Annotated in this window: 16 protein-coding genes and 1 riboswitch; of the genes, 7 read left to right on the forward strand and 9 right to left on the reverse strand. The window is 63.0% G+C overall.

Features of this window, described 5'->3' with window-relative positions:
* The first annotated feature begins 97 nt into the window (after positions 1–97).
* A complete protein-coding gene (locus tag JYG36_RS24935; protein WP_093376769.1) occupies positions 98–844 on the forward strand; it encodes an RsiV family protein in 747 nt (248 codons plus the stop codon).
* Here the strand turns inward: JYG36_RS24935 and cytX are convergent.
* Positions 813–2,105: a putative hydroxymethylpyrimidine transporter CytX gene (cytX, locus tag JYG36_RS24940; protein ID WP_195885542.1), complete on the reverse strand. Its 1,293-nt coding sequence runs from the start codon at positions 2,103–2,105 to the stop codon at positions 813–815. The genes JYG36_RS24935 and cytX overlap by 32 nt on opposite strands.
* A 99-nt stretch (positions 2,106–2,204) precedes the next feature.
* Positions 2,205–4,091 (reverse strand): phosphomethylpyrimidine synthase ThiC, encoded by a 1,887-nt coding sequence (gene thiC / locus JYG36_RS24945; RefSeq protein WP_213602633.1) that lies wholly within the window; start codon positions 4,089–4,091, stop codon positions 2,205–2,207.
* A 157-nt stretch (positions 4,092–4,248) separates the two neighbouring features.
* A riboswitch (TPP riboswitch) is annotated at positions 4,249–4,353 on the reverse strand.
* Between the two features lie 141 nt (positions 4,354–4,494).
* Here thiC and JYG36_RS24950 point away from each other — a divergent pair.
* A complete protein-coding gene (locus JYG36_RS24950; protein WP_213602634.1) occupies positions 4,495–5,928 on the forward strand; it encodes a TolC family outer membrane protein in 1,434 nt (477 codons plus the stop codon).
* Between the two features lie 88 nt (positions 5,929–6,016).
* Here the strand turns inward: JYG36_RS24950 and waaA are convergent, their stop codons facing one another.
* Together waaA and JYG36_RS24960 are read right to left on the reverse strand one after the other, a co-directional pair.
* Positions 6,017–7,285: a lipid IV(A) 3-deoxy-D-manno-octulosonic acid transferase gene (waaA, locus tag JYG36_RS24955; RefSeq protein ID WP_093376786.1), complete on the reverse strand. Its 1,269-nt coding sequence runs from the start codon at positions 7,283–7,285 to the stop codon at positions 6,017–6,019.
* 14 nt (positions 7,286–7,299) lie between these two features.
* On the reverse strand, positions 7,300–8,190 hold the full coding sequence (locus JYG36_RS24960) for a LysR family transcriptional regulator (RefSeq protein WP_045193769.1): 891 nt from the start codon (positions 8,188–8,190) through the stop codon (positions 7,300–7,302).
* Between the two features lie 86 nt (positions 8,191–8,276).
* Between JYG36_RS24960 and JYG36_RS24965 the strand changes: the two genes are divergently transcribed.
* The 4 genes from JYG36_RS24965 (at position 8,277) to JYG36_RS24980 (ending at position 11,668) form a co-directional block, all read left to right on the forward strand.
* The gene (locus tag JYG36_RS24965) at positions 8,277–8,609 is read left to right on the forward strand and encodes a DMT family transporter (protein ID WP_028945643.1); all 333 of its coding nucleotides are present in this window, start codon (positions 8,277–8,279) and stop codon (positions 8,607–8,609) included.
* A gap of 67 nt (positions 8,610–8,676) precedes the next feature.
* A complete protein-coding gene (locus JYG36_RS24970) occupies positions 8,677–9,852 on the forward strand; it encodes an NAD(P)/FAD-dependent oxidoreductase (protein ID WP_093376795.1) in 1,176 nt (391 codons plus the stop codon).
* Positions 9,849–10,658, forward strand: a complete 810-nt coding sequence (locus tag JYG36_RS24975; protein WP_213602635.1) for an aldo/keto reductase — start codon at positions 9,849–9,851, stop codon at positions 10,656–10,658. The genes JYG36_RS24970 and JYG36_RS24975 overlap by 4 nt, the downstream gene beginning before the upstream one ends.
* 47 nt (positions 10,659–10,705) lie before the next feature.
* Entirely contained in the window at positions 10,706–11,668 is a 963-nt protein-coding gene (locus JYG36_RS24980; RefSeq protein WP_213602636.1) for a metal ABC transporter ATPase, read from the forward strand.
* Between the two features lie 33 nt (positions 11,669–11,701).
* Here JYG36_RS24980 and hldE read toward each other — a convergent pair whose 3' ends face one another.
* The 3 genes from hldE to JYG36_RS24995 form a co-directional block, all read right to left on the reverse strand.
* Positions 11,702–13,123 (reverse strand): bifunctional D-glycero-beta-D-manno-heptose-7-phosphate kinase/D-glycero-beta-D-manno-heptose 1-phosphate adenylyltransferase HldE, encoded by a 1,422-nt coding sequence (gene hldE / locus JYG36_RS24985; protein ID WP_045193776.1) that lies wholly within the window; start codon positions 13,121–13,123, stop codon positions 11,702–11,704.
* A 131-nt stretch (positions 13,124–13,254) separates the two neighbouring features.
* Entirely contained in the window at positions 13,255–15,063 is a 1,809-nt protein-coding gene (msbA, locus tag JYG36_RS24990) for a lipid A export permease/ATP-binding protein MsbA (RefSeq protein ID WP_045193777.1), read from the reverse strand.
* Positions 15,064–15,078: 15 nt separating this feature from the next.
* The gene (locus JYG36_RS24995) at positions 15,079–16,254 is read right to left on the reverse strand and encodes an O-antigen ligase family protein (RefSeq protein WP_213602637.1); all 1,176 of its coding nucleotides are present in this window, start codon (positions 16,252–16,254) and stop codon (positions 15,079–15,081) included.
* A 99-nt stretch (positions 16,255–16,353) separates the two neighbouring features.
* Between JYG36_RS24995 and JYG36_RS25000 the strand changes: the two genes are divergently transcribed.
* Positions 16,354–16,956: a BUD32 family EKC/KEOPS complex subunit gene (locus JYG36_RS25000; protein WP_093376803.1), complete on the forward strand. Its 603-nt coding sequence runs from the start codon at positions 16,354–16,356 to the stop codon at positions 16,954–16,956.
* A gap of 5 nt (positions 16,957–16,961) precedes the next feature.
* On the opposite strand, the gene JYG36_RS25005 is transcribed toward JYG36_RS25000, so the two are convergent.
* Together JYG36_RS25005 and JYG36_RS25010 are read right to left on the reverse strand one after the other, a co-directional pair.
* A complete protein-coding gene (locus JYG36_RS25005; RefSeq protein WP_093376807.1) occupies positions 16,962–18,056 on the reverse strand; it encodes a glycosyltransferase in 1,095 nt (364 codons plus the stop codon).
* 48 nt (positions 18,057–18,104) lie between these two features.
* The gene (locus JYG36_RS25010) at positions 18,105–18,878 is read right to left on the reverse strand and encodes a glycosyltransferase family 2 protein (protein ID WP_093376811.1); all 774 of its coding nucleotides are present in this window, start codon (positions 18,876–18,878) and stop codon (positions 18,105–18,107) included.
* Between the last annotated feature and the right edge of the window lie 56 nt (positions 18,879–18,934).

The following is an 18,934-nucleotide window of genomic DNA, read 5'->3' on the forward strand; positions in this document are numbered from 1 at the left end:
CGAGGATAAGCACCCCGCTGGTCTATTCAGCTTAGTGGCGAACTGAAGGCCTTGCCGACGGTCCAAGTCCGATCACCTTTGCCTTACAAGGATCATCATGACGCTTGTGAAACTGACTTCCGTGGCCGTGCTGGCCCTGGCCCTTGGCGCTTGTCAGAGCCTGTTCCAGCCCAACATGCGCACGCCGCTGGAGGTCAAGCGCGACCGTTGGGAGCACATCAAGCCCGGTTGCAGCAATGCCGATTGCCCGCTGGTCAACATCGACACCATCCACTTCCCGGCCAACCCCAAGCTGGACGGGATCGTCGAGAAACGCCTGCTGCAACTGACCCAGGACAACGAGCGCAGCGCCCTGCCCAGCTCGCTCAAAGCCTACGAAGAGCAGTTCATGGCCAGCGCACAAAGCCGCAACAGCAGCTACCTGCAAGCCAAGGTACGCGAGCAGCATGACGGACTGGTGATCATCGAACTGTCCAGCTACCTGGACACCGGCGGCGCCCACGGCATGCCCGGACGCGGCTTCATCAACTATTCGCGCCAGCAGGACAAGGTGCTGAGCCTGCAGGACATGCTGGTGCCGGGCCAGGAAGCGACCTTCTGGAAGACCGCCGAAGAAGCCCACAAAGGCTGGCTGATCAGCACCGGCATGGACAAGGACGCCGAGTTCGTCAAGACCTGGCCGTTCCGCCAGACCCCGCACATCGCCCTGACCTACGGCGCGGTGGTGCTGAAGTACGAGGTCTATGCCATCGCCCCGTACTCCATGGGCCATATCGAGCTGAAAATCCCCTACCCGCGCCTGAACGGCGTGATCAGGCCGGAGTTGTTTCCCGGTCGCGGCTGACTGCCGGCGCGGCGGCCCAATAGACCACCCCTGCCAGCAGCAAGGCCGGCAGGGTCGAGCCGACGTTCGGCGCGTAGTGCGCCAGCAAATGGTAAGCCGCTACGCCAATCGCCCAGGCCAGCAATGCCGGCCAGTGCAGGCTGTGGATCGGGCTTGAGTCGCTGCGCCGGCGGCGGACGATGAAGTGATCGACCAGCACCACGCCGAACAGCGGCGCGAACACCGAGCCGATCAGCAACAGGAAGTTCTGGTACTGCGCCAGCGGCGCCAAGCTGGCGATCAGGGTGCACAGCACGCCAATGGCCAAGGCCAGGTGCTCGACCTTCAAGCGCAGCAGAAAACCTGTGGAGACCGCCGCCGAGTGAATATCGGCAAAAGCTTTTTCCGACTCATCGAGCAGGATCAGCAGCAACGGAATGCCCAGGCCGGCGCCAGCCAGGGCCAGCAGCAAGGTATTGACCTCGCCCGCCGGGGCAAAGGCCAGGGTGTAGGCCACGCCCAGGCTCATCATCCACACGTTGCCGATGAAATAGCCCAGCGCCGTGCCGGCAAACACCCGGCTGGCGCGCTGGCTGAAGCGTGAGTAGTCGGCAATCAATGGCAGCCACGACAGCGGCATGGCAATGGCGATATCAATGCCAATCGCCAGCGGCATCGAACCATCGCCGGCGCGCGCCCACAGCGCGGCCAGATCGGCCTTGGCAAACAGGTTCCAGGTCAGCCACAGGCAGGCGCCGATCAGCAGCCAGATGCCCCACTTGCGCAAAATCTTGCGCACGAAGGTCAACGGCCCGCTGACCGCCAGCAAGGTGGCCAGCGCGCCGAAGCACAAGGTCCACAGCAACGGATTGGTCAGCACGCTGCCTTCGCCGAAGGCGCGCTCGCCAAGCAGGCTGGCGGCATCGCGCATGACGATGATTTCGAACGAGCCCCAGCCGATCAGTTGCAGGAGGTTGAGCATGGCTGGCAGACGCGCGCCATTGCTGCCCAGGCTGCGGCGCAGGGCGGCCATCGACGACAGGCCGGTATCACTGCCGATGACCGCGACCGCGGCGAGCAGCAGCACGCCGACGCTGGTGCCGACGATGATCGCCAGCACAGCATTGGCCAGGCCCAGGCCGGGGCCGAGCAAAGCACCGGTCTGCAGCACCATCAGGCCGATGCCGAGGGAAAACCACAAGGAACAGAGGTCGCGGCCGCTGAGCACGCGTTGCTCGGCGCTGACCGGGTGATCGGGGGAAAACTGGCTGGGTGTGCTCACGAGTGTGGTCTCGACAGGAGGGAAGTAGTTGTTCTTTAAGGCCCTATCGCGGGTCGAGCCCGCTCCCACAGGGGGAGCAGGTTTTACCCGTTAATCGGGTCAGACTTTTTTGTACAACTGGCTGCCTTCCTGGCGGAACCGCTCGGCCTGCTCGCGCATGCCATCCTCGAGCGCCACGTCCACCGCTTCGATGCGCTGGTTGGCAGCGTATTCACGCACTTCCTGGGTGATCTTCATCGAGCAGAACTTCGGCCCGCACATCGAGCAGAAGTGCGCGACCTTGGCCGAATCCTTGGGCAGGGTTTCGTCATGGAAGCTGCGTGCGGTGTCCGGGTCCAGGCCGAGGTTGAACTGGTCTTCCCAGCGGAATTCGAAGCGCGCCTTGGACAGTGCGTTGTCGCGGATCTGCGCGCCGGGATGGCCCTTGGCGAGGTCGGCGGCATGGGCGGCGATCTTGTAGGTGATGATGCCGGTCTTGACGTCATCCTTGTTCGGCAGGCCCAGGTGTTCCTTGGGCGTGACGTAGCAGAGCATGGCGCAACCGAACCAGCCGATCATCGCCGCACCGATGCCCGAGGTAATGTGATCGTAGCCCGGGGCAATGTCGGTGGTCAGCGGGCCAAGGGTGTAGAACGGCGCTTCGTCGCAGCATTCGAGCTGCTTGTCCATGTTCTCCTTGATCAGCTGCATCGGCACGTGGCCCGGGCCTTCGATCATGCACTGGACGTCATGCTTCCAGGCGATCTTGGTCAGCTCGCCGAGGGTTTCCAGCTCGCCGAACTGCGCTTCGTCGTTGGCGTCGGCAATCGAGCCCGGACGCAGGCCATCGCCGAGCGAGAAGCTGACGTCGTAGGCCTTCATGATTTCGCAGATTTCGTCGAAGTGGGTGTAGAGGAAGTTCTCCTTGTGGTGCGCCAGGCACCACTTGGCCATGATCGAGCCACCGCGACTGACGATGCCGGTGACGCGCTTGGCGGTCAGCGGCACATAGCGCAGCAGTACGCCGGCGTGGATGGTGAAGTAGTCAACGCCTTGCTCGGCCTGTTCGATCAGGGTGTCGCGAAACAGCTCCCAGGTCAGGTCTTCGGCCACGCCATTGACCTTCTCAAGGGCCTGGTAGATCGGTACGGTACCGATTGGCACTGGCGAGTTGCGGATGATCCACTCGCGGGTTTCGTGGATGTGCTTGCCGGTGGACAGGTCCATCACCGTGTCCGAGCCCCAGCGGATGCCCCAGGTCAGCTTGGCCACTTCTTCTTCGATGGACGAGCCCAGGGCGCTGTTACCGATGTTGCCGTTGATCTTCACCAGGAAGTTGCGGCCGATGATCATCGGCTCCAGCTCCACGTGGTTGATGTTGGCCGGGATGATCGCGCGGCCGCGGGCGATTTCTTCGCGGACGAATTCGGCGGTGATTTCTTTCGGGATGCTCGCGCCGAAGCTGTGCCCGGCATGCTGTTGGTCAAGCAGGCCGGCGGCACGGGCTTCTTGCAGCTTCATGTTTTCGCGGATGGCAACGTATTCCATCTCGGCGGTGATGATGCCCTGGCGGGCGTAGTGCATCTGGCTGACGTTGGCGCCGGCCTTGGCCCGGCGCGGATTGCGCACGTGGGCAAAACGCAGCTTGGTCAGCTCGGCATCGGCCAGGCGCTGCTGGCCGAAGTCCGACGACAGGCCGGCCAGGCGCTCGGTATCGCCACGGGCGTCGATCCAGGCCGAGCGTACGTCGCCCAGGCCCTTGCGCACGTCGATGATAACGCTAGGGTCGGTGTAGGGGCCGGAAGTGTCGTAGACCAGTACCGGGGCGTTGGCTTCGCCGCCGAAGTCGGTCGGGGTGTCGTCGAGGCTGATTTCACGCATGGGCACGCGGATGTCCGGGCGCGAGCCTTCGACATAGATTTTGCGCGAGCGGGTGAATGGCTGTACGGATTGTTGATCGACCCGGGCCGATTCACTCAGATTGGTATATTTTTCTTGTTTACTCATCACAGGCTCTCCAGACGGCTTCCTAGCAGTGGAATGTCGGGGAGAACCTGAAAGGCACGGACGCACCATGGGTGGTGCTGTGCCAAATGCGCGGTGATGCCTGCAGCTGTGGTGGCTGACTCGACATTCCCGGACCTGGCACAAGAGACTCGCCGGGAAAGCGAGAAATCTTGTTCCCTACGCAGGCGCTAACCTGATCAGGTTCAACGGGATCCGGATTATCCGATCTCAGCCTCAACACAAGGCACCCCGACAAGAACGCGGCCAGTCTAAGCTGGAGTGGCATACAAAGCCAAGCACCTGGACATGGACACGATAAATGGCGCAAATAGCGGATTGTTGCAAAATGGCTGCGCAACTACACTCACCAGTTCAGAAATTCTCACCGTTCAAGGATTGCCCTATGCTGCGCAAACTTTCACTGGCCCTTGCCGTGTCTTGTGCTACCAACGGAATGGCCTGGGCAGCGGACGTGCCCCTGTCGGCGAAGACCGACCTGGTCAGCGTCTATCAGGAAGCCGTGAACAATAACGCCGACCTGGCGGCCGCCCGCGCCAACTACGGCGCCCAGAAGGAAGTGGTGCCCCAGGCCCGTGCCGGCCTGCTGCCGAACCTTTCGGCCGGCGCCGAAATGATGAACAACCGCACCAAGATCGACAGCCCTTCGATTACCGCCAACCGCAGCGGCAACTCCTGGTCCGCGACCCTGGCCCAGCCGGTCTTTCGCGCTGATCGCTGGTTCCAGTTGCAGGCGGCCGAAGCGGTCAACGAACAGGCGGCACTGGAGCTGTCGGCCACCGAGCAGAACCTGATCCTGCAAAGCGCCGAAAACTATTTCGCCGTGCTGCGCGCCCAGGACACCCTGGCCTCGACCAAGGCCGAGGAAGCAGCGTTCAAGCGCCAGCTCGACCAGTCCAACGAGCGTTTTGACGTTGGCCTGTCGGACAAGACCGACGTGCTGCAGTCCCAGGCCAGCTACGACACCGCCCGGGCCAACCGCATCGTTGCCCAGCGCCAGGTCGACGACGCCTTCGAGGCGCTGATCACCCTGACCAACCGCGACTACAACTCGGTGCAGGGCATCGTCCACACCTTGCCGGTGCAACTGCCGGTGCCGAACGACGCCAAAGCCTGGGTCGAGACTGCCGGCAAGCAGAACCTCAACCTGCTGGCCACCAACTACGCGGTGAGCGCCGCCGAAGAGACCCTGCGCCAGCGCAAGGCCGGGCACGCGCCGACCGTCGATGCGGTAGCGCGCTACCAGAAGGGCGACAACGACAGCCTGGGCTTTTCCAACCCCAACCTCACCGGGCAGAACTACAGCGGCGATGTCGAGCAGACCAGCATCGGCCTGCAGTTGAACATTCCGATCTACAGCGGCGGCCTGACCAGCTCGCAGGTACGCGAGGCTTACCAGCGCCTGAACCAGAGCGAGCAGCAGCGCGAGAGCCTGCGCCGCCAGGTGGTGGAAAACACCCGCAACCTGCACCGCGCGGTGAACACCGACGTCGAGCAGGTGCAAGCGCGCAAGCAGTCGATCATCTCCAACCAGAGCGCCCTGGAAGCCACCGAAATCGGCTACCAGGTCGGTACCCGCAACATCGTCGACGTGCTCGATGCCCAGCGCCAGCTGTACACCTCGGTGCGTGACTACAACAACACCCGCTACGACTACATCCTCGACAACCTGCGCCTGAAGCAAGCCGCCGGCACCTTGAGCCCGCAGGACCTGAGCGATTTGAGCCGCTACCTGAAACCGGACTACAACCCGGACAAGGACTTCCTGCCGCCAGACCTGGCAGCAGCGGCCAAGGCCAACTTCGAAGCCCGGCCCTGAAACGCATCGCGGGTCAAGTCGAGGCGTCGCACCGCCGCTCCTACTGTGGGAGCGGCGGTGCGACGCCTCGACTTGACCCGCGATGACGTCAGAGCAAGCGCCCCAAGCCTTCAAGCAAGCGCTGCAAGGCGCCCTGGTTGGCCTTCATCACCGCCAACCCCGCCGCGCCCATGCGCTGCGCATCCCGCGGCAACTCAATCAGGCGGCGAACTTCGGCCGCCAGCCCCTGGGCATCATCGACTTCCTGCAAGGCACCGGCCTCGCGCAGCATCGCCGCAATTTCCAGGAAGTTGAACAGATGCGGGCCACTGAGCACCGGCAGCGCCAGCGCCGCCGGCTCCAGCAGGTTGTGCCCGCCATTGGCCACCAGGCTGCCGCCTACGAAGGCGATATCGGCCAGGGCATAGAGAAACAGCAGCTCGCCCATGGTGTCGCCAAGCAACACTGCGGTATCAGCCGCGACCGCTTCACCACTGGAACGGCGCACCGTCGGCAACTGCCCGCGGCACAGCTCGAACACGCTGTTAAAGCGCTCCGGGTGACGCGGCACAAGGATCAGCAAGGCGTCGGCATGGTGTTCGCGCAACTGCCGGTGGGCGGCGAGAATGATCGGGTCCTCGCCTTCATGGGTACTGGCCGCGATCCATACCGGTCGCTGGCCGGCCTGCCACTGCTCACGCAGGGCACGGGCGCGCGGCAACAGTTGCTCGTCAATGCTCAGGTCGAACTTGATCGAGCCGGTTACCTGCACGCATTCCGGTCGCGCGCCCAACTGGCGAAAGCGCTGGGCTTCGGTTTCGGTCTGTACCGCGATCAGGCTCATCTCGGCCAGCATCGGTCGGGTCAGGCCAGCAAAGCGCGCATAGCCCCGCGCCGAACGCTCGGACAACCGCGCATTGGCCAGGGCCACCGGAATACCGCGCTTGGCGCACTGATGAATGTGGTTAGGCCACAGCTCGGTCTCCATGATCACCGCAAGCCTGGGCTGCACGTGATCGAGAAAGCGCCCGGCGGCCCAGGGCAAGTCGTAGGGCAGGTAGCAGTGCTGGATGCGCGGCTCGTCGGCGAACATCGCCCGCACCCGCTCAGAACCGGTCGGGGTCATGCAGGTGATGGTGATCGGCAGCTGTGGATAAGCCTGCAGCAAGGCGCGAATCATCGGCGCGGCGGCAATGCTCTCGCCCACCGACACCGCGTGCACCCAGATGCCGCCCCTGGCCATGGCCGGCAGCTTGCAGGCAAAACGCTCGGCGATGCGCTGCCCATAGGCCGGCGCCTTGCGCGAACGCAGGAACAGGCGCAGCGCAACCAGCGGCAGGCCCAGGTGAAACAGCAAGGTATAGAGGGTTCTGTTCATGGCGCCGAAGTGTACTAGCCAATGGCGCGCAAGTGCACTGCGAAGCGTTCGGCCAACCACTGCGCGGCGGGCCCCAGTGGCTCGTCACGGCGCCACACCAGCTCGACCACCAGTGCTGGCGGTGTCCATTCGCTGGCAAGCTCGACCATCTGCGCCTGGTAGGTGGGGTACTGCACCACATGCCGCGGCAACCAGGCCCAGCCCAGGCCACGCATCAGCAATTCGGCCATGGCGTAGAAGCTGTCGGCGCGCCAGATCTGCGGGCTGATCGGCTCGCCACCGGGGTAGCCGCTTTCCTGCGGGGTGATCAGCAACTGGCGGTGGCGGGCCAGGTCCTGACGACTGACGCGCTCAAGACGGGTCAAGGGATGATCCACGGCGCAGGCAGTAACCATCTCGATCCGCCCCACCGCCCGGCGCTCGAGGGATACCGGCATCTGGTCATGGTGGAACAGCAGGCCAAGATCGGCGCGCCGCTCGATCAGCTTGCGCGCCACGTCGCCCTGGGCGCCGCTGGCCATCTGTACTTCGAGCAAGGGAAACTGCCGGGCCAGCTCATCGAGGCTGTCGATCACCGGTTGATAGGGCATGGCCTCATCCTGGGCCACCCGCAATTGCGCCTCTTGCCCGCGCATCAGCGCCAGGGCCCGGCCATCCAGGCGCTCGCACTGGCGCAGCAGCTCGCGGGCATCTTCCAGCAAGGTTGCGCCGGCTTCGCTCAGGCGCGGCTGGCGGCCGCTGCTACGCTCGAACAGGGTCACCCCCAGGTCAGCCTCAAGCAAAGCGATGCCGTTGCTCACCGCCGATTGCGCCTTGCGCTGTTCACGGGCTACTGCCGAGAACGAGCGCAGCTCGGCGACCCGCACGAACATGCGCAACTGCTCCAGATTCCACTGCTCGGCCATCAACCTATCTCCAGAAAAGATAGGTAATGACTTTACCCCATTCAGGCTTGCTCTAGAATGCCCAGCCAGAACAGAGGATCACCGTCATGAATGCCTACACCTACCTGGCTATCGCCATCTGCGCAGAAGTCATCGCCACCGCCTCAATGAAAGCCGTCAAGGGCCTGAGCACGCCCCTGCCGCTGCTGCTGATGGTCTGTGGCTATGCCGTGGCGTTCTGGATGCTGACCCTGGTGGTGCGCAGCATTCCGGTGGGCATTGCCTATGCCATCTGGTCGGGCCTGGGCATCGTCCTGATCAGCATCGCCGCGCTGGTGATCTACGGCCAGAAGCTGGACCTGCCGGCAATGCTCGGCATGGCCATGATCGTCGGCGGCGTGGTGGTGATCCAGGTCTTCTCGAAAACCGCCGGGCATTGATCGGCAACAGGTGCAATGGCTCACAGGCTGTATACTGGGCGTCTGTCCACGCTTGTGAGGTTCATGCATGCCAACCGTAATTTCCACCGATGTGCTGATCGTCGGCGCCGGGGTCGCAGGCCTCTGGCTCAATGCCCGCCTGCGCCGGCTCGGCTATTCGACAGTTCTGGTGGAACGCGCCAGCCTCGGTGGCGAGCAGACCCTCAAATCCCAGGGGATCATCCACGGTGGCGCCAAGTACGCGCTGCACGGTGCCCTGACCGGCGCCTCGGAAGCCATCGCCGACATGCCCCGGCGCTGGCGCGAGGCCCTGGCCGGCAATGGCGAGCTGGACCTGTCCGGCGTGCGCCTGCTGTCCGAAGCCCACTACCTGTGGTCACCTGGCACCCTGGCCGGCAACCTCACCAGCTTCTTTGCCAGCAAGGCCGTGCGCGGCCGGGTCGATCAGGTCAAGGGCGAGCAGTTGCCACCCGCCCTGCAGGACCGTGCCTTCAAGGGCAAGGTCTATCGCCTGGCCGAATTGGTCGTCGATGTGCCAAGCCTGCTCAACAAGCTTGCGGAACTGGCCGGTGACAGCCTGCTTGCCGGGCAAAGCATCGAACCGTTTGAAGAGAATGGCGAACTGGCCGGCCTGCGCGTCGATGGCCGCGAAATTCGCGCCCAGCGCGTGGTGCTCAGCGCCGGTGCCGGCAACGCCGCCTTGCTCGAAGCCTTGGGCCTGAGCCAGCCAGCCATGCAGCGCCGGCCGCTGCACATGGTCATGGCCAAGGGCGCCAGCCTCAAGCCGCTGTACGCCCATTGCCTGGGCGGCGGGCCGAAGCCGCGCATCACCGTCACCAGCCACCCGGGCGCCGATGGCCAGTGGGTCTGGTACCTGGGCGGCGACCTGGCCGAAGCCGACGGCGTAGCCCGCGAGCCTGAAGCGCAGATTGCCGCGGCGAAAAAAGAAGTCAGCAACCTGCTGCCCTGGATCGACCTCAGCCAGGTGCGCTGGGCCACCGTGCGCATCGACCGCGCCGAGCCTGCGCAATCGGGCCTGGTGCGCCCCGACAACGCCTTCCTCGCCGAGCAGCAACGCCTGCTGGTGGGCTGGCCGACGAAGCTGGCCCTGGCGCCGGACTTCAGTGACCGGGTGCTGGCCAACCTTGAGCGCGACGGCATCAAGCCAGGCGGCCAGCCGGCCCTGCCCGAATTGCCGCGACCGCCCATGGCCCTGCCGGTGTGGGAGCAACTGCTGCCATGAGCCTGCCGAGCCTGCACGATTTGCATCGGCCCCTCGGCAGTACCGGTCTGACGGTTTCGCCACTGGGCCTGGGCACGGTCAAGCTTGGCCGCGACCAGGGCGTCAAATATCCCAGCGGCTTCACTATTCCCGACGACCACGAAGCACGGATGCTGCTGGCCCAGGCTCGCGAGTTGGGCATCAACCTGATCGATACCGCACCCGCTTATGGCCGCAGCGAAGAACGCCTCGGCCCGCTATTACGCGGCCAGCGTGACCAGTGGGTGATCGTCAGCAAGGTCGGCGAGGAGTTCGAGGGCGGCCAGTCGCGATTCGACTTCAGCGCAGCGCACACGCGCTTTTCCATCGAGCGTAGCCTCAAGCGCCTGGAAACCGACTGCATCGACCTGGTACTGGTGCATTCCGACGGCAACGACTTGCACATCCTTGAGCACGAGGAGGTTTACCAAACCCTCGAAGCCCTCAAGCAGGAGGGCAAGATCCGTGGTTTCGGGCTGTCTGGCAAAACCGCAGCGGGCGGTCTCAAGGCGCTCGAACGCGGCGATTGCGCCATGGTCACCTACAATCTGAACGAGCAGGCCGAACGGCCGGTGATTGATTACGCCGCCAAGCACGGCAAGGCGATCCTGGTGAAAAAGGCCCTGGCCAGCGGCCATGTGTGCCTTAGCCCGGGTGTCGACCCGGTGCGCGCCAGCTTCGAACTGCTGTTCGCCCACCCCGGGGTCAGCAGTGCTATTGTCGGCACCATCAATCCGCTGCACCTGACCCATAACGTGGCAACCGTTGCCAAGGTGCTGCGCCGCTGACACTCACGCCGCCGCCGCGGCCGACCCCAACGCAAGACGGAGCCGACATGCCGCGAACGCTGATCCGCAAGAACCCGAGCAACTTCAAGACCCTGCCCTTGCACGTCGAGGCCAGCCCCGAAGGCCTGGTGTACCAGAGCATCGGCATGCCGCTGAACTTCGCCCAGACCCTGCAACGGCGCAAGCCGATCCAGGTTGCCGACAGCCAGCACTTTGCTGTCGAACTGGCCAACCTCGGCGTCTCGGTGCGCCTGACCCTGCGCTGGCAGAACCGCGATTACTGGGTGCTGGTACGCCAGCGCCGCCAGGACCGTGGCGATGTCGTGCTGAAACTGATTTCAGGCTATGTGCCGGCCCAGGAGCTGAACCTGCCGCTGCATACGGCAATTCAGGAGGTGGCCGAGGAATGCCTGCTGGAAACCCCGGAAGGCTGGCTGGGCGGGCGCTTCAACGAAACCTGGCTGCCGGCGCCCTACGCCGACGCCCTGCACTACCGCGAAGCCCTGCCCTTTGTGCTGACGCCGCAGTCCGGCGCCGCACGCCCGGTACGCTGCGCCAACCTGCAATTGCTGGAACGGCCACGGGCATATGTGCACTTGCCAACCGCCTCGCTGCAACTGATCTACGACCTGTGCCTGCAAGTACCACGCGAGGCCAAGTCACTGAGCCTGTTCCACGTCGACGAACGCCTTGAAGGCGACCAACTGGTCGCGCGCCTCAACCGTAAACGCCCCGACCTGTACCTGATGCCGCTGGAAGACGGCCAGCCACGCGCCGAGCTCTACACCCTGAGCAAGGATCGCCTGGTGCCGGCCAGCACCCGCGGGCTGTACCTGGCAGAAAGCTTTGCCCAACAGGATGGCTGGCTGGTCAGGGATGAGCGGATTCGCTGGAAGGATTGGGTCAGGCAGCAAGGCCTGACACCCGCAAAACCGGACAGCGGCTTGAAGCGGCTGACCGGCAGGGCGAGGGAGTTGTTGCAGATGGCGCGTGGCGGGCTGCGCAAGTAGAACCGAGTGCGGGGCGACTTGCCCCGCGATGCTTCAGTTCTTGCGGATCTTCTCGACGATGGCGGTGGTCGAGCTGTTTTCCACCAGCCCCAGCACCTTCACGGTACCGCCGTAGGCCTTGACGATGTCGGCGCCGACCACCTGGTCGATGCCATAGTCACCACCCTTGACCAGCACATCCGGCTTGACCTGGCTCAGCAGGTTTTCCGGGGTGCCCTCAGGGAAGCTGATCACCCAGTCCACGGCGCCGAGGCCAGCGAGTACGGCCATGCGCCGGTCAACGCTGTTGATCGGCCGGCCCGGGCCTTTAAGGCGGCTGACCGAGGCGTCGTCGTTGACCGCGACGATCAGGCGATCGCCCTGGGCCCGGGCCTGCTCCAGGTAGGTCACGTGGCCGGCATGGAGAATGTCGAAGCAGCCGTTGGTGAAGACGATCTTCTCGTTGTGCGCGCGGGCATCGTCGATGGCCAGCAGCAACTGGTCGAGGCTCAGTACGCCACGCTCGGAACCCTCTTCGCGCTGGATCGCGCGGCGCAGCTCGGGGGCACTGATAGCTGCAGTACCCAGCTTGCCCACCACGATACCGGCGGCAAGGTTTGCCAGGCCGACCGCATGAGGCAGCTCTTCACCGGCAGCGATGGCGGCGGCGAGGGTCGAGATCACAGTGTCACCGGCACCGGTCACGTCGAACACTTCACGGGCCCGGGCCGGCAAGTGCAAGGCCGGGTGATCGGGGCGCAGCAGGGTCATGCCGTGCTCGCCACGGGTCACCAGCAAGGCACCCAGTTCCAGCTCGCTCATCAACTGGGCGCCCTTGGCCACCAGCTCGGCCTCGTCGGCACAACGGCCAACGATGGTTTCGAACTCGCTGAGGTTCGGGGTGATCAGGCTGGCGCCTCGGTAGATCGAGAAATCCTTGCCCTTGGGGTCGGCCAGCACCGGAATGCCTTTGGCGCGGGCGGCCTGGATCAGGCTCTGGTGGTTTTTCAACGCGCCCTTGCCGTAGTCCGACAACACCAGCACCTTGACGCCGTCGAGCAAGGTATCGACCTCGGCGCCCAGGGACAGCGGGTCGGTGGCGAAGGGTTCTTCGAAATCGATACGCAGCAACTGCTGGTGGCGGCTCATGACCCGCAGCTTGACGATGGTCGGCTGATGGGCGATACGCTGGAAGATCGAGCGCACACCGGCAGCCTGCAGGCTGTTGGCCAGGCTGTCGGCAGCCTCGTCCTGGCCGGTCACCCCGACCAGCGCCGCCGGCGCGCCAAGGGCAGCGATGTTCAAGGCGACGTTGGCGGCACCGCCCGGACGGTCCTCGATCTGTTCGACCTTGACCACCGGCACCGGCGCTTCAGGTGAAATCCGTGAGGTACCGCCATGCCAGTAGCGGTCGAGCATGACATCGCCCACCACCAGTACCGGGGCTTGATCGAAACGCGGCATGGACAACTTCATGGGCAACCCATATACAAAATAATTAACAGGGGCAGGATATTAGCACAGGCAAAGCGACGGCTTGTTTACCGCCTTGTTGCCAGGCATTCCAGGGAAACGCTGCCGGGGCACAAGGCCCCGGCGCGGTTGACTCAGGTGATATCGACCTTGGCCGGCTCGTCCAGGCCCATGGCGTGCAGCCTGGCATAAAAGCCGTTGGCTGCCAGCAGCTCGGTATGGGTGCCACGCTCGACCAGCTTGCCCTGGTCCATGACCAGGATCATGTCGGCCTTCTCGATGGTCGACAGCCGGTGGGCGATCACCAGGGTGGTGCGGCCTTTCATCACATGATCCAGGGCGGCCTGGATGTGTCGCTCGGACTCGGTATCCAGGGCCGACGTGGCCTCGTCGAGAATCAGCAATGGCGCATTCTTGAGCAACGCCCGGGCAATCGCCAGGCGCTGGCGCTGGCCACCGGAGAGCAGCACGCCGTTTTCACCGACCTGGGTGTCGAAGCCTTGCGGCAACTGCTCGACGAACTCCTTGGCATAGGCATCGGCGGCAGCGGCTTCGATCTCGGCCCGCGGCGCCCCGGCCAAGTCGCCATAGGCGATGTTGTTGGCCACGGTGTCGTTGAACAGGGTCACGTGCTGGGTCACCTGGGCGACGTGCTTGCGCAGGTTGCGCAGGCGGTAGTTCTCGATCTCCACGCCGTCGAGGAGGATCTGTCCGTCATCGTGGTGATAGAAGCGTGGTATCAGTGCCGCCAGGGTCGACTTGCCGCTACCTGAACGCCCCACCAGGGCGATCATCTGCCCGGGCTCTGCGGTAAAGGAAATATCGGTCAGCACCTGGCGGTCAGTACCCGGATAGGTAAAGTTCAGGTTGCGCACCTCGAGACGCCCGACCACACGGTCCAGCTCGACGGTGCCGCTGTCGACCTCCGGCGCCTCGTCCAGTTGCTCGAAGATGCTTTCGGCACCGGCCAGGCCTTTCTGGATGGTCGAGCTAACCTCCGACAACTGCCGAATCGGCTTGGGCAACAGGCCCGCTGCGGTAATGTAGGCTACCAGGTCACCGGCAGTAGCCTCGCCGCGCAGGAACAGCACCAGGAACATCAATGCCGCCATGGCGGTGTAGATCACCAGTTGCAGCATCGGCGTGTACACCGCGCCGGTCTTGGTCATGCGCAGCTGCTTGTCGGTGTTGCTCTGGCTGGCGTTGGCAAAGCGTTGCTGCTCGTAGCTCTCGCCACCGAAGCTGCGCACCACGCGGTAGCCCTGGATGGTTTCCGAGGCGACATGGGTGACATCGCCCATGGCCACCTGGATCTTCTTGCTCTGCTTGCGGAATTTCTTGCTCGCGGTACCGACCATCACGGCGATGATCGGCAGGATCGCCAGCATCACCAGGGTCAGCTTCCAGTTCATCCACAGCAGGTAGATGAACAGGAAGACCACAGTCAGGCCTTCGCGGATCACCACCTTGATGGCATCGGTCGCAGCACCGGTGACCATGGTCACATTGAAGGTGATGCGCGAAATCAGGTGGCCGGAATTGTGGCTGTCAAAGTAGCGGTTGGGCAGCACCAGCAGCTTGTTGAACAACTCGACCCGCAGGTCGTGAACCAGACCCAGGGAAACCTTGGCCAGGAAGTAGTTGCCCAGGAACGAGCCCAGACCCTGCCAGGCGGCGATCAGCACGATCAGCAGCGGCACGGCCTGCAGCAGTTGCAGGTCCTTGAGATACGGCACGTTGGGGAACAACACCGCCTGCGGGTTGCTCAAGCCATCGACGAAGTACTTGAGGATGCCGGCCAGCATCGGCTGGGTCGAGGCAAAGATCACGAAGCCGATGATACTCAGCAGAAAAATGCCGATATACGGCTTCACGTAGCTCAGCAGCCGGAAGTAGATTTTCAGGCTGGAGCTCTGCTCCGCCTCTCGCGGTGTTTCGGCCATCGTCGAGCTCGCTGTTCAGATAGAACCGGAAATTTTATCACAGCCTGGTGCCCGGGCACGTACCCAGACCAGGACAGTGGCCAGGCCGACCGGCAGCCAGCTGATGAACCACTCGGCACGCGGGGTGCCGGTCAGGCTTGCGGCGTCGAACTGCATGGCCAGGGTCGAGAACAACCACAGGCCCATCAGACCTTTGCCAAAGGTTGTATCGCGGGTTTTCCAGATTTCGCGCAAAGTGCACAGCCACACCGCCAGCCACAACAGCATGCCGGGGATACCCAGTTCGATGGCAATGTGGGTGAACATGTTGTGGGTGTGGTCGAACTGCATACCGGCGGCGCTGATGGAGTAGAACGACCCCAGGCCCAGGCCGGTCCAGGGATGCTCACCGATCATCTGCAGGCTTACCTCGAAGATCTCCGGCCGGTAGGACGCCCCCCGGTACATGACCAGCGAGTACAACAGCGCAAAACCAATGGCAGCGCCTACCAGCGCTGTTGCAGCAATCACCCGGCTTCTGCGGTCACGGCACCAGAGCGGCATGGCCAGCATCGTGATCAGCAAGCCCAAGGCCGCACCACGACTCTGGCACAACAACACGAATGCCCCCAGGCAGAGCAGGGCAACACCCCAGAGCAACTGCATCAGGCGTTGTTTAACTGGCCAATGGATCATCCAGACAATCGCTGCGCCGATGACGTAAGAACCAAGGATTGGGTGGGAAATTTCACCGATGCCATACAGCCTGGATGCCCACTCCTCGCCGCGGACCAGATAAAACTGCACGATCGACAATACGGCACCGATAGCCAGCCCCGCCCCACCCAGAAGCATCAGCAGGCGAATGCGCTGCTCCCCGAGTTGGGCCAACAGGGGGAAGAACAGCAGGAATACCGCTATGTACAGCAGGCGCTTGAGTTCACGCCCGGGCTCCTCTGTGGCGGCCCACGACAAGCTCAAAGCGGTCCAGCCGAGCATCAGCAGCAACGCCAGGCACAGTGCCTTTTGTGCATGCCAAAGCTCGACCAGCAATGCGCGGGCAGACCACAGCATGACCAGCGTAGGCAGCCACAGAAACGCAACCAGCCCTTGCTGGTAAAGCTTGTTGCTTGGCGCCAGGGCAATGCCCACCAAAAACCAGAAAAAGCCAATTGCCAGCCAGGCCTGCGCCCAGCGCCTCGAATACATCATGCACTTCCCCATTGATTCAACAACACCGGCATGGTGCAACCCTGAACTTTTCGGCATTATTGCCGGTCATTTTGCTTGCCCGCTAACAAGGCCCCTACCATGCAATGTTCCCGGCTCCCCCAAGTCGACTTCAATCAGCTGACGCTTGGTGCCCAGATACTGGAGGCCGACAGCTACGGCGCTAAAGTCTACCTGTTAACAGACGGCAATATCCTCAAGCTCTTCAGGCGCAAGCGGTTAATTTCTTCTGCGCTGCTGCGACCTTACTCCCGACGCTTTATCGATAACGCGGTGATGCTAAAGAAAAAGGGAATTCCTACGCTTGAAGTGCTGGAGTACTACAAGCTGGACGCACCTGGAATGACGGCGGTACTGTACCGTCCACTGCCCGGCAAAACCTTGAGCCAGCTGTCTCGCGAGCCCGGTTTCAGCTGGCAGGAACGCCTTCCGGATCTGATCGGACTGGTGCGCCAGCTGCATCAGGCGGGTATTTACTTCCGCTCACTGCACCTTGGCAACATTGTTGTTACCCCTGAGCAGCAACTTGGCTTGATCGATGTCGCCGACATGCGTTTCCTGCGAGCCCCGTTGTCCAGCCGAATGATTCGACGCAACGTGCAACATTTTGCCCGGTACATTGCCCGGGAACAGTTGGCTGACCAGTTTCCCCTGGCTGAGCTTGAGCGCGCACTGCTGCCGTAAAGAACTCAGGCCCTACCCAGTAACGCCCTGGAAGCCTGACTGAAGCGTTGCCAGGCCTGCTCGGGCTGCAGGGCCTGGTATTGAGCGTTGGCAACAGTGCTTGCCTGAAGATCCGAGCACGCGGCAATCGCGTTGCTCCAGGCGCCGACATCACCCGCCGGCGCATAGTAGCCTGCGATTCCCAACTGCTCGCGAAACACCGGCAACTCGCTGCACAGGACAGGCACATCGGCCATTACCGCCTCTTGCAGCACCAGGCCCAACCCTTCGGAGTGCGAAGGAATCAACAGCCAGTCAAATGCCCTGTAGAGCTTTTCCAGCCCGACACAGTGCCCTGGCATCGAGACTTTCTGAGCCAGATCAAGCGCCTGGATCCGCGCCTGCAACTGTGAGCGCAAGCCGCCCTCACCGAGGATCACCAGGCGCAGATCAGCTTGCTGCCGAGCAGCCTGGGCAAAGGCATCGAGCAAGTAGTCAAAACCCTTGCTATCGACCAACCGGCCGACTGCGCCCAGGACACGTACGCCGTGCTCCGCGAGCCCCAGCGCCTGACGTGCCTGTTGCCGGCCTAGCAAGTTGCGACGAAAGCCATCTGGTTCAAGGGCGGTACGCAACACCTGCACCGGCACCCCGAGGTCTTGCGCCAATGCATCGGCAAGGGTTTGTGAGACGGCGACAAACGTCAGCCGAGAGGCAGGAAAAGCGCGCAACAAGGCAATATCGGCCCGGCGCAGGCGGGTCTTGCCATGAAACACGACGGTGGCCCGCAAGTTCGGCATGACCTTGAGCAGCGGCAGTATCAAGCGCGACACGCCCAACCCGTCAAGCAACAGCACCTGAGCATTGGCTTGTTCCAGCGCATCGCGAAACCGCCCCCGCAACCAGGGACGCAATGCGCGCCAGACATGCCGCCCCTTGAGCAGGCGATGGGACAAATGCCACTCGCGCGTTGACTCACCGCCATAGCAGGCACCCTGCCCCTGCAGCAGCCAACTGCTGATTTTCGCCCCAGGCCCGGCCTGGGACAGAATTTGTTGATGCACCTTGTGCACCGAGACATACGGCGAACCGCCAGCCCACATAATGTTGACGATATTCACGGGGATGTACCCCTTGTATCGGACTGGATCACTGGCAAGCCAGTTGAATCAATTCGCAAGAAAGCCAATAGCCACTCCCACTGCCAAACCGATCAACAAGGCAGCTGCCAGCTTGACCCGCTCGCGCTGACGCCGGCGTGCTTTGCGCTGACGCTCTTCAGGCAGGCTGACGTGCATGCCGAAGCCGGTATGCAACACGGCATCACCTTCCAGGCTCACGCCGGTCAGGTTCAATTCTGCATAGCGCTTTGACAGTGCCTTTTCACCAGCATAGGCGGCGAACGGCGCACAGCGCTGATAATCGCTCAAACGGCGCAACCCCGGGTTCAGAGAAAAACTCTGCCACTCAGGCTTGTCCGACAACAACGGGTAGCAGGGCACACCGGCAATCACCTGGCGCTCACCAAGGTGGATGTAGGGGCTATGCAACTTCAGGTCATAGACATAACTGCGCAACCAGACCTGAAGCAGCTCAGGGCTGACCGCCAGGATCGCTTGCGAGTCTTCGACGAAGCCAGGACGGTAGAACTCCCAGTCATCTTCACAATGGAAGATGTAAGAGGTTTTTACATGGCTGTAAGCGAGATCGATCGAGGCCAGCTGACCCAGTTTCGGACGATTGACGAAGACCTTGCAGTGCGGCTTCCAATGCTCGGGCACAGCCTGGTGAACAGCGTCATCTCCCGAATCTTCGGTGATGAACACTTCACGGATAGGCGCGGTATTGAAGCGGTCAAAGCTTTCCAGCGTAAGTTTTAGCAAATCGAAGCGTCCGCAACTGGTGACAACCAGTGTTACGTCGCTATCTTGGCAGAATCGCACCGGACTCCCTCCCCATAAACTGTATTCAAATGTTCGAGACTACTTGCCTGGTTTCA

The organism is Pseudomonas sp. SORT22 (genome assembly GCF_018417635.1).
Taxonomy (GTDB): Bacteria; Pseudomonadota; Gammaproteobacteria; order Pseudomonadales; family Pseudomonadaceae; genus Aquipseudomonas.

Coding starts and splice junctions, on each gene's coding strand:
- JYG36_RS24935 (WP_093376769.1), top strand. CDS start 98: ATGACGCTTGTGAAACTGACTTCCGTGGCCGTGCTGGCCCTGGCCCTT.
- thiC (WP_213602633.1), bottom strand. CDS start 4,091: ATGAGTAAACAAGAAAAATATACCAATCTGAGTGAATCGGCCCGGGTC.
- JYG36_RS24950 (WP_213602634.1), top strand. CDS start 4,495: ATGCTGCGCAAACTTTCACTGGCCCTTGCCGTGTCTTGTGCTACCAAC.
- waaA (WP_093376786.1), bottom strand. CDS start 7,285: ATGAACAGAACCCTCTATACCTTGCTGTTTCACCTGGGCCTGCCGCTG.
- JYG36_RS24960 (WP_045193769.1), bottom strand. CDS start 8,190: ATGGCCGAGCAGTGGAATCTGGAGCAGTTGCGCATGTTCGTGCGGGTC.
- JYG36_RS24965 (WP_028945643.1), top strand. CDS start 8,277: ATGAATGCCTACACCTACCTGGCTATCGCCATCTGCGCAGAAGTCATC.
- JYG36_RS24970 (WP_093376795.1), top strand. CDS start 8,677: ATGCCAACCGTAATTTCCACCGATGTGCTGATCGTCGGCGCCGGGGTC.
- JYG36_RS24975 (WP_213602635.1), top strand. CDS start 9,849: ATGAGCCTGCCGAGCCTGCACGATTTGCATCGGCCCCTCGGCAGTACC.
- JYG36_RS24980 (WP_213602636.1), top strand. CDS start 10,706: ATGCCGCGAACGCTGATCCGCAAGAACCCGAGCAACTTCAAGACCCTG.
- hldE (WP_045193776.1), bottom strand. CDS start 13,123: ATGAAGTTGTCCATGCCGCGTTTCGATCAAGCCCCGGTACTGGTGGTG.
- msbA (WP_045193777.1), bottom strand. CDS start 15,063: ATGGCCGAAACACCGCGAGAGGCGGAGCAGAGCTCCAGCCTGAAAATC.
- JYG36_RS24995 (WP_213602637.1), bottom strand. CDS start 16,254: ATGATGTATTCGAGGCGCTGGGCGCAGGCCTGGCTGGCAATTGGCTTT.
- JYG36_RS25000 (WP_093376803.1), top strand. CDS start 16,354: ATGCAATGTTCCCGGCTCCCCCAAGTCGACTTCAATCAGCTGACGCTT.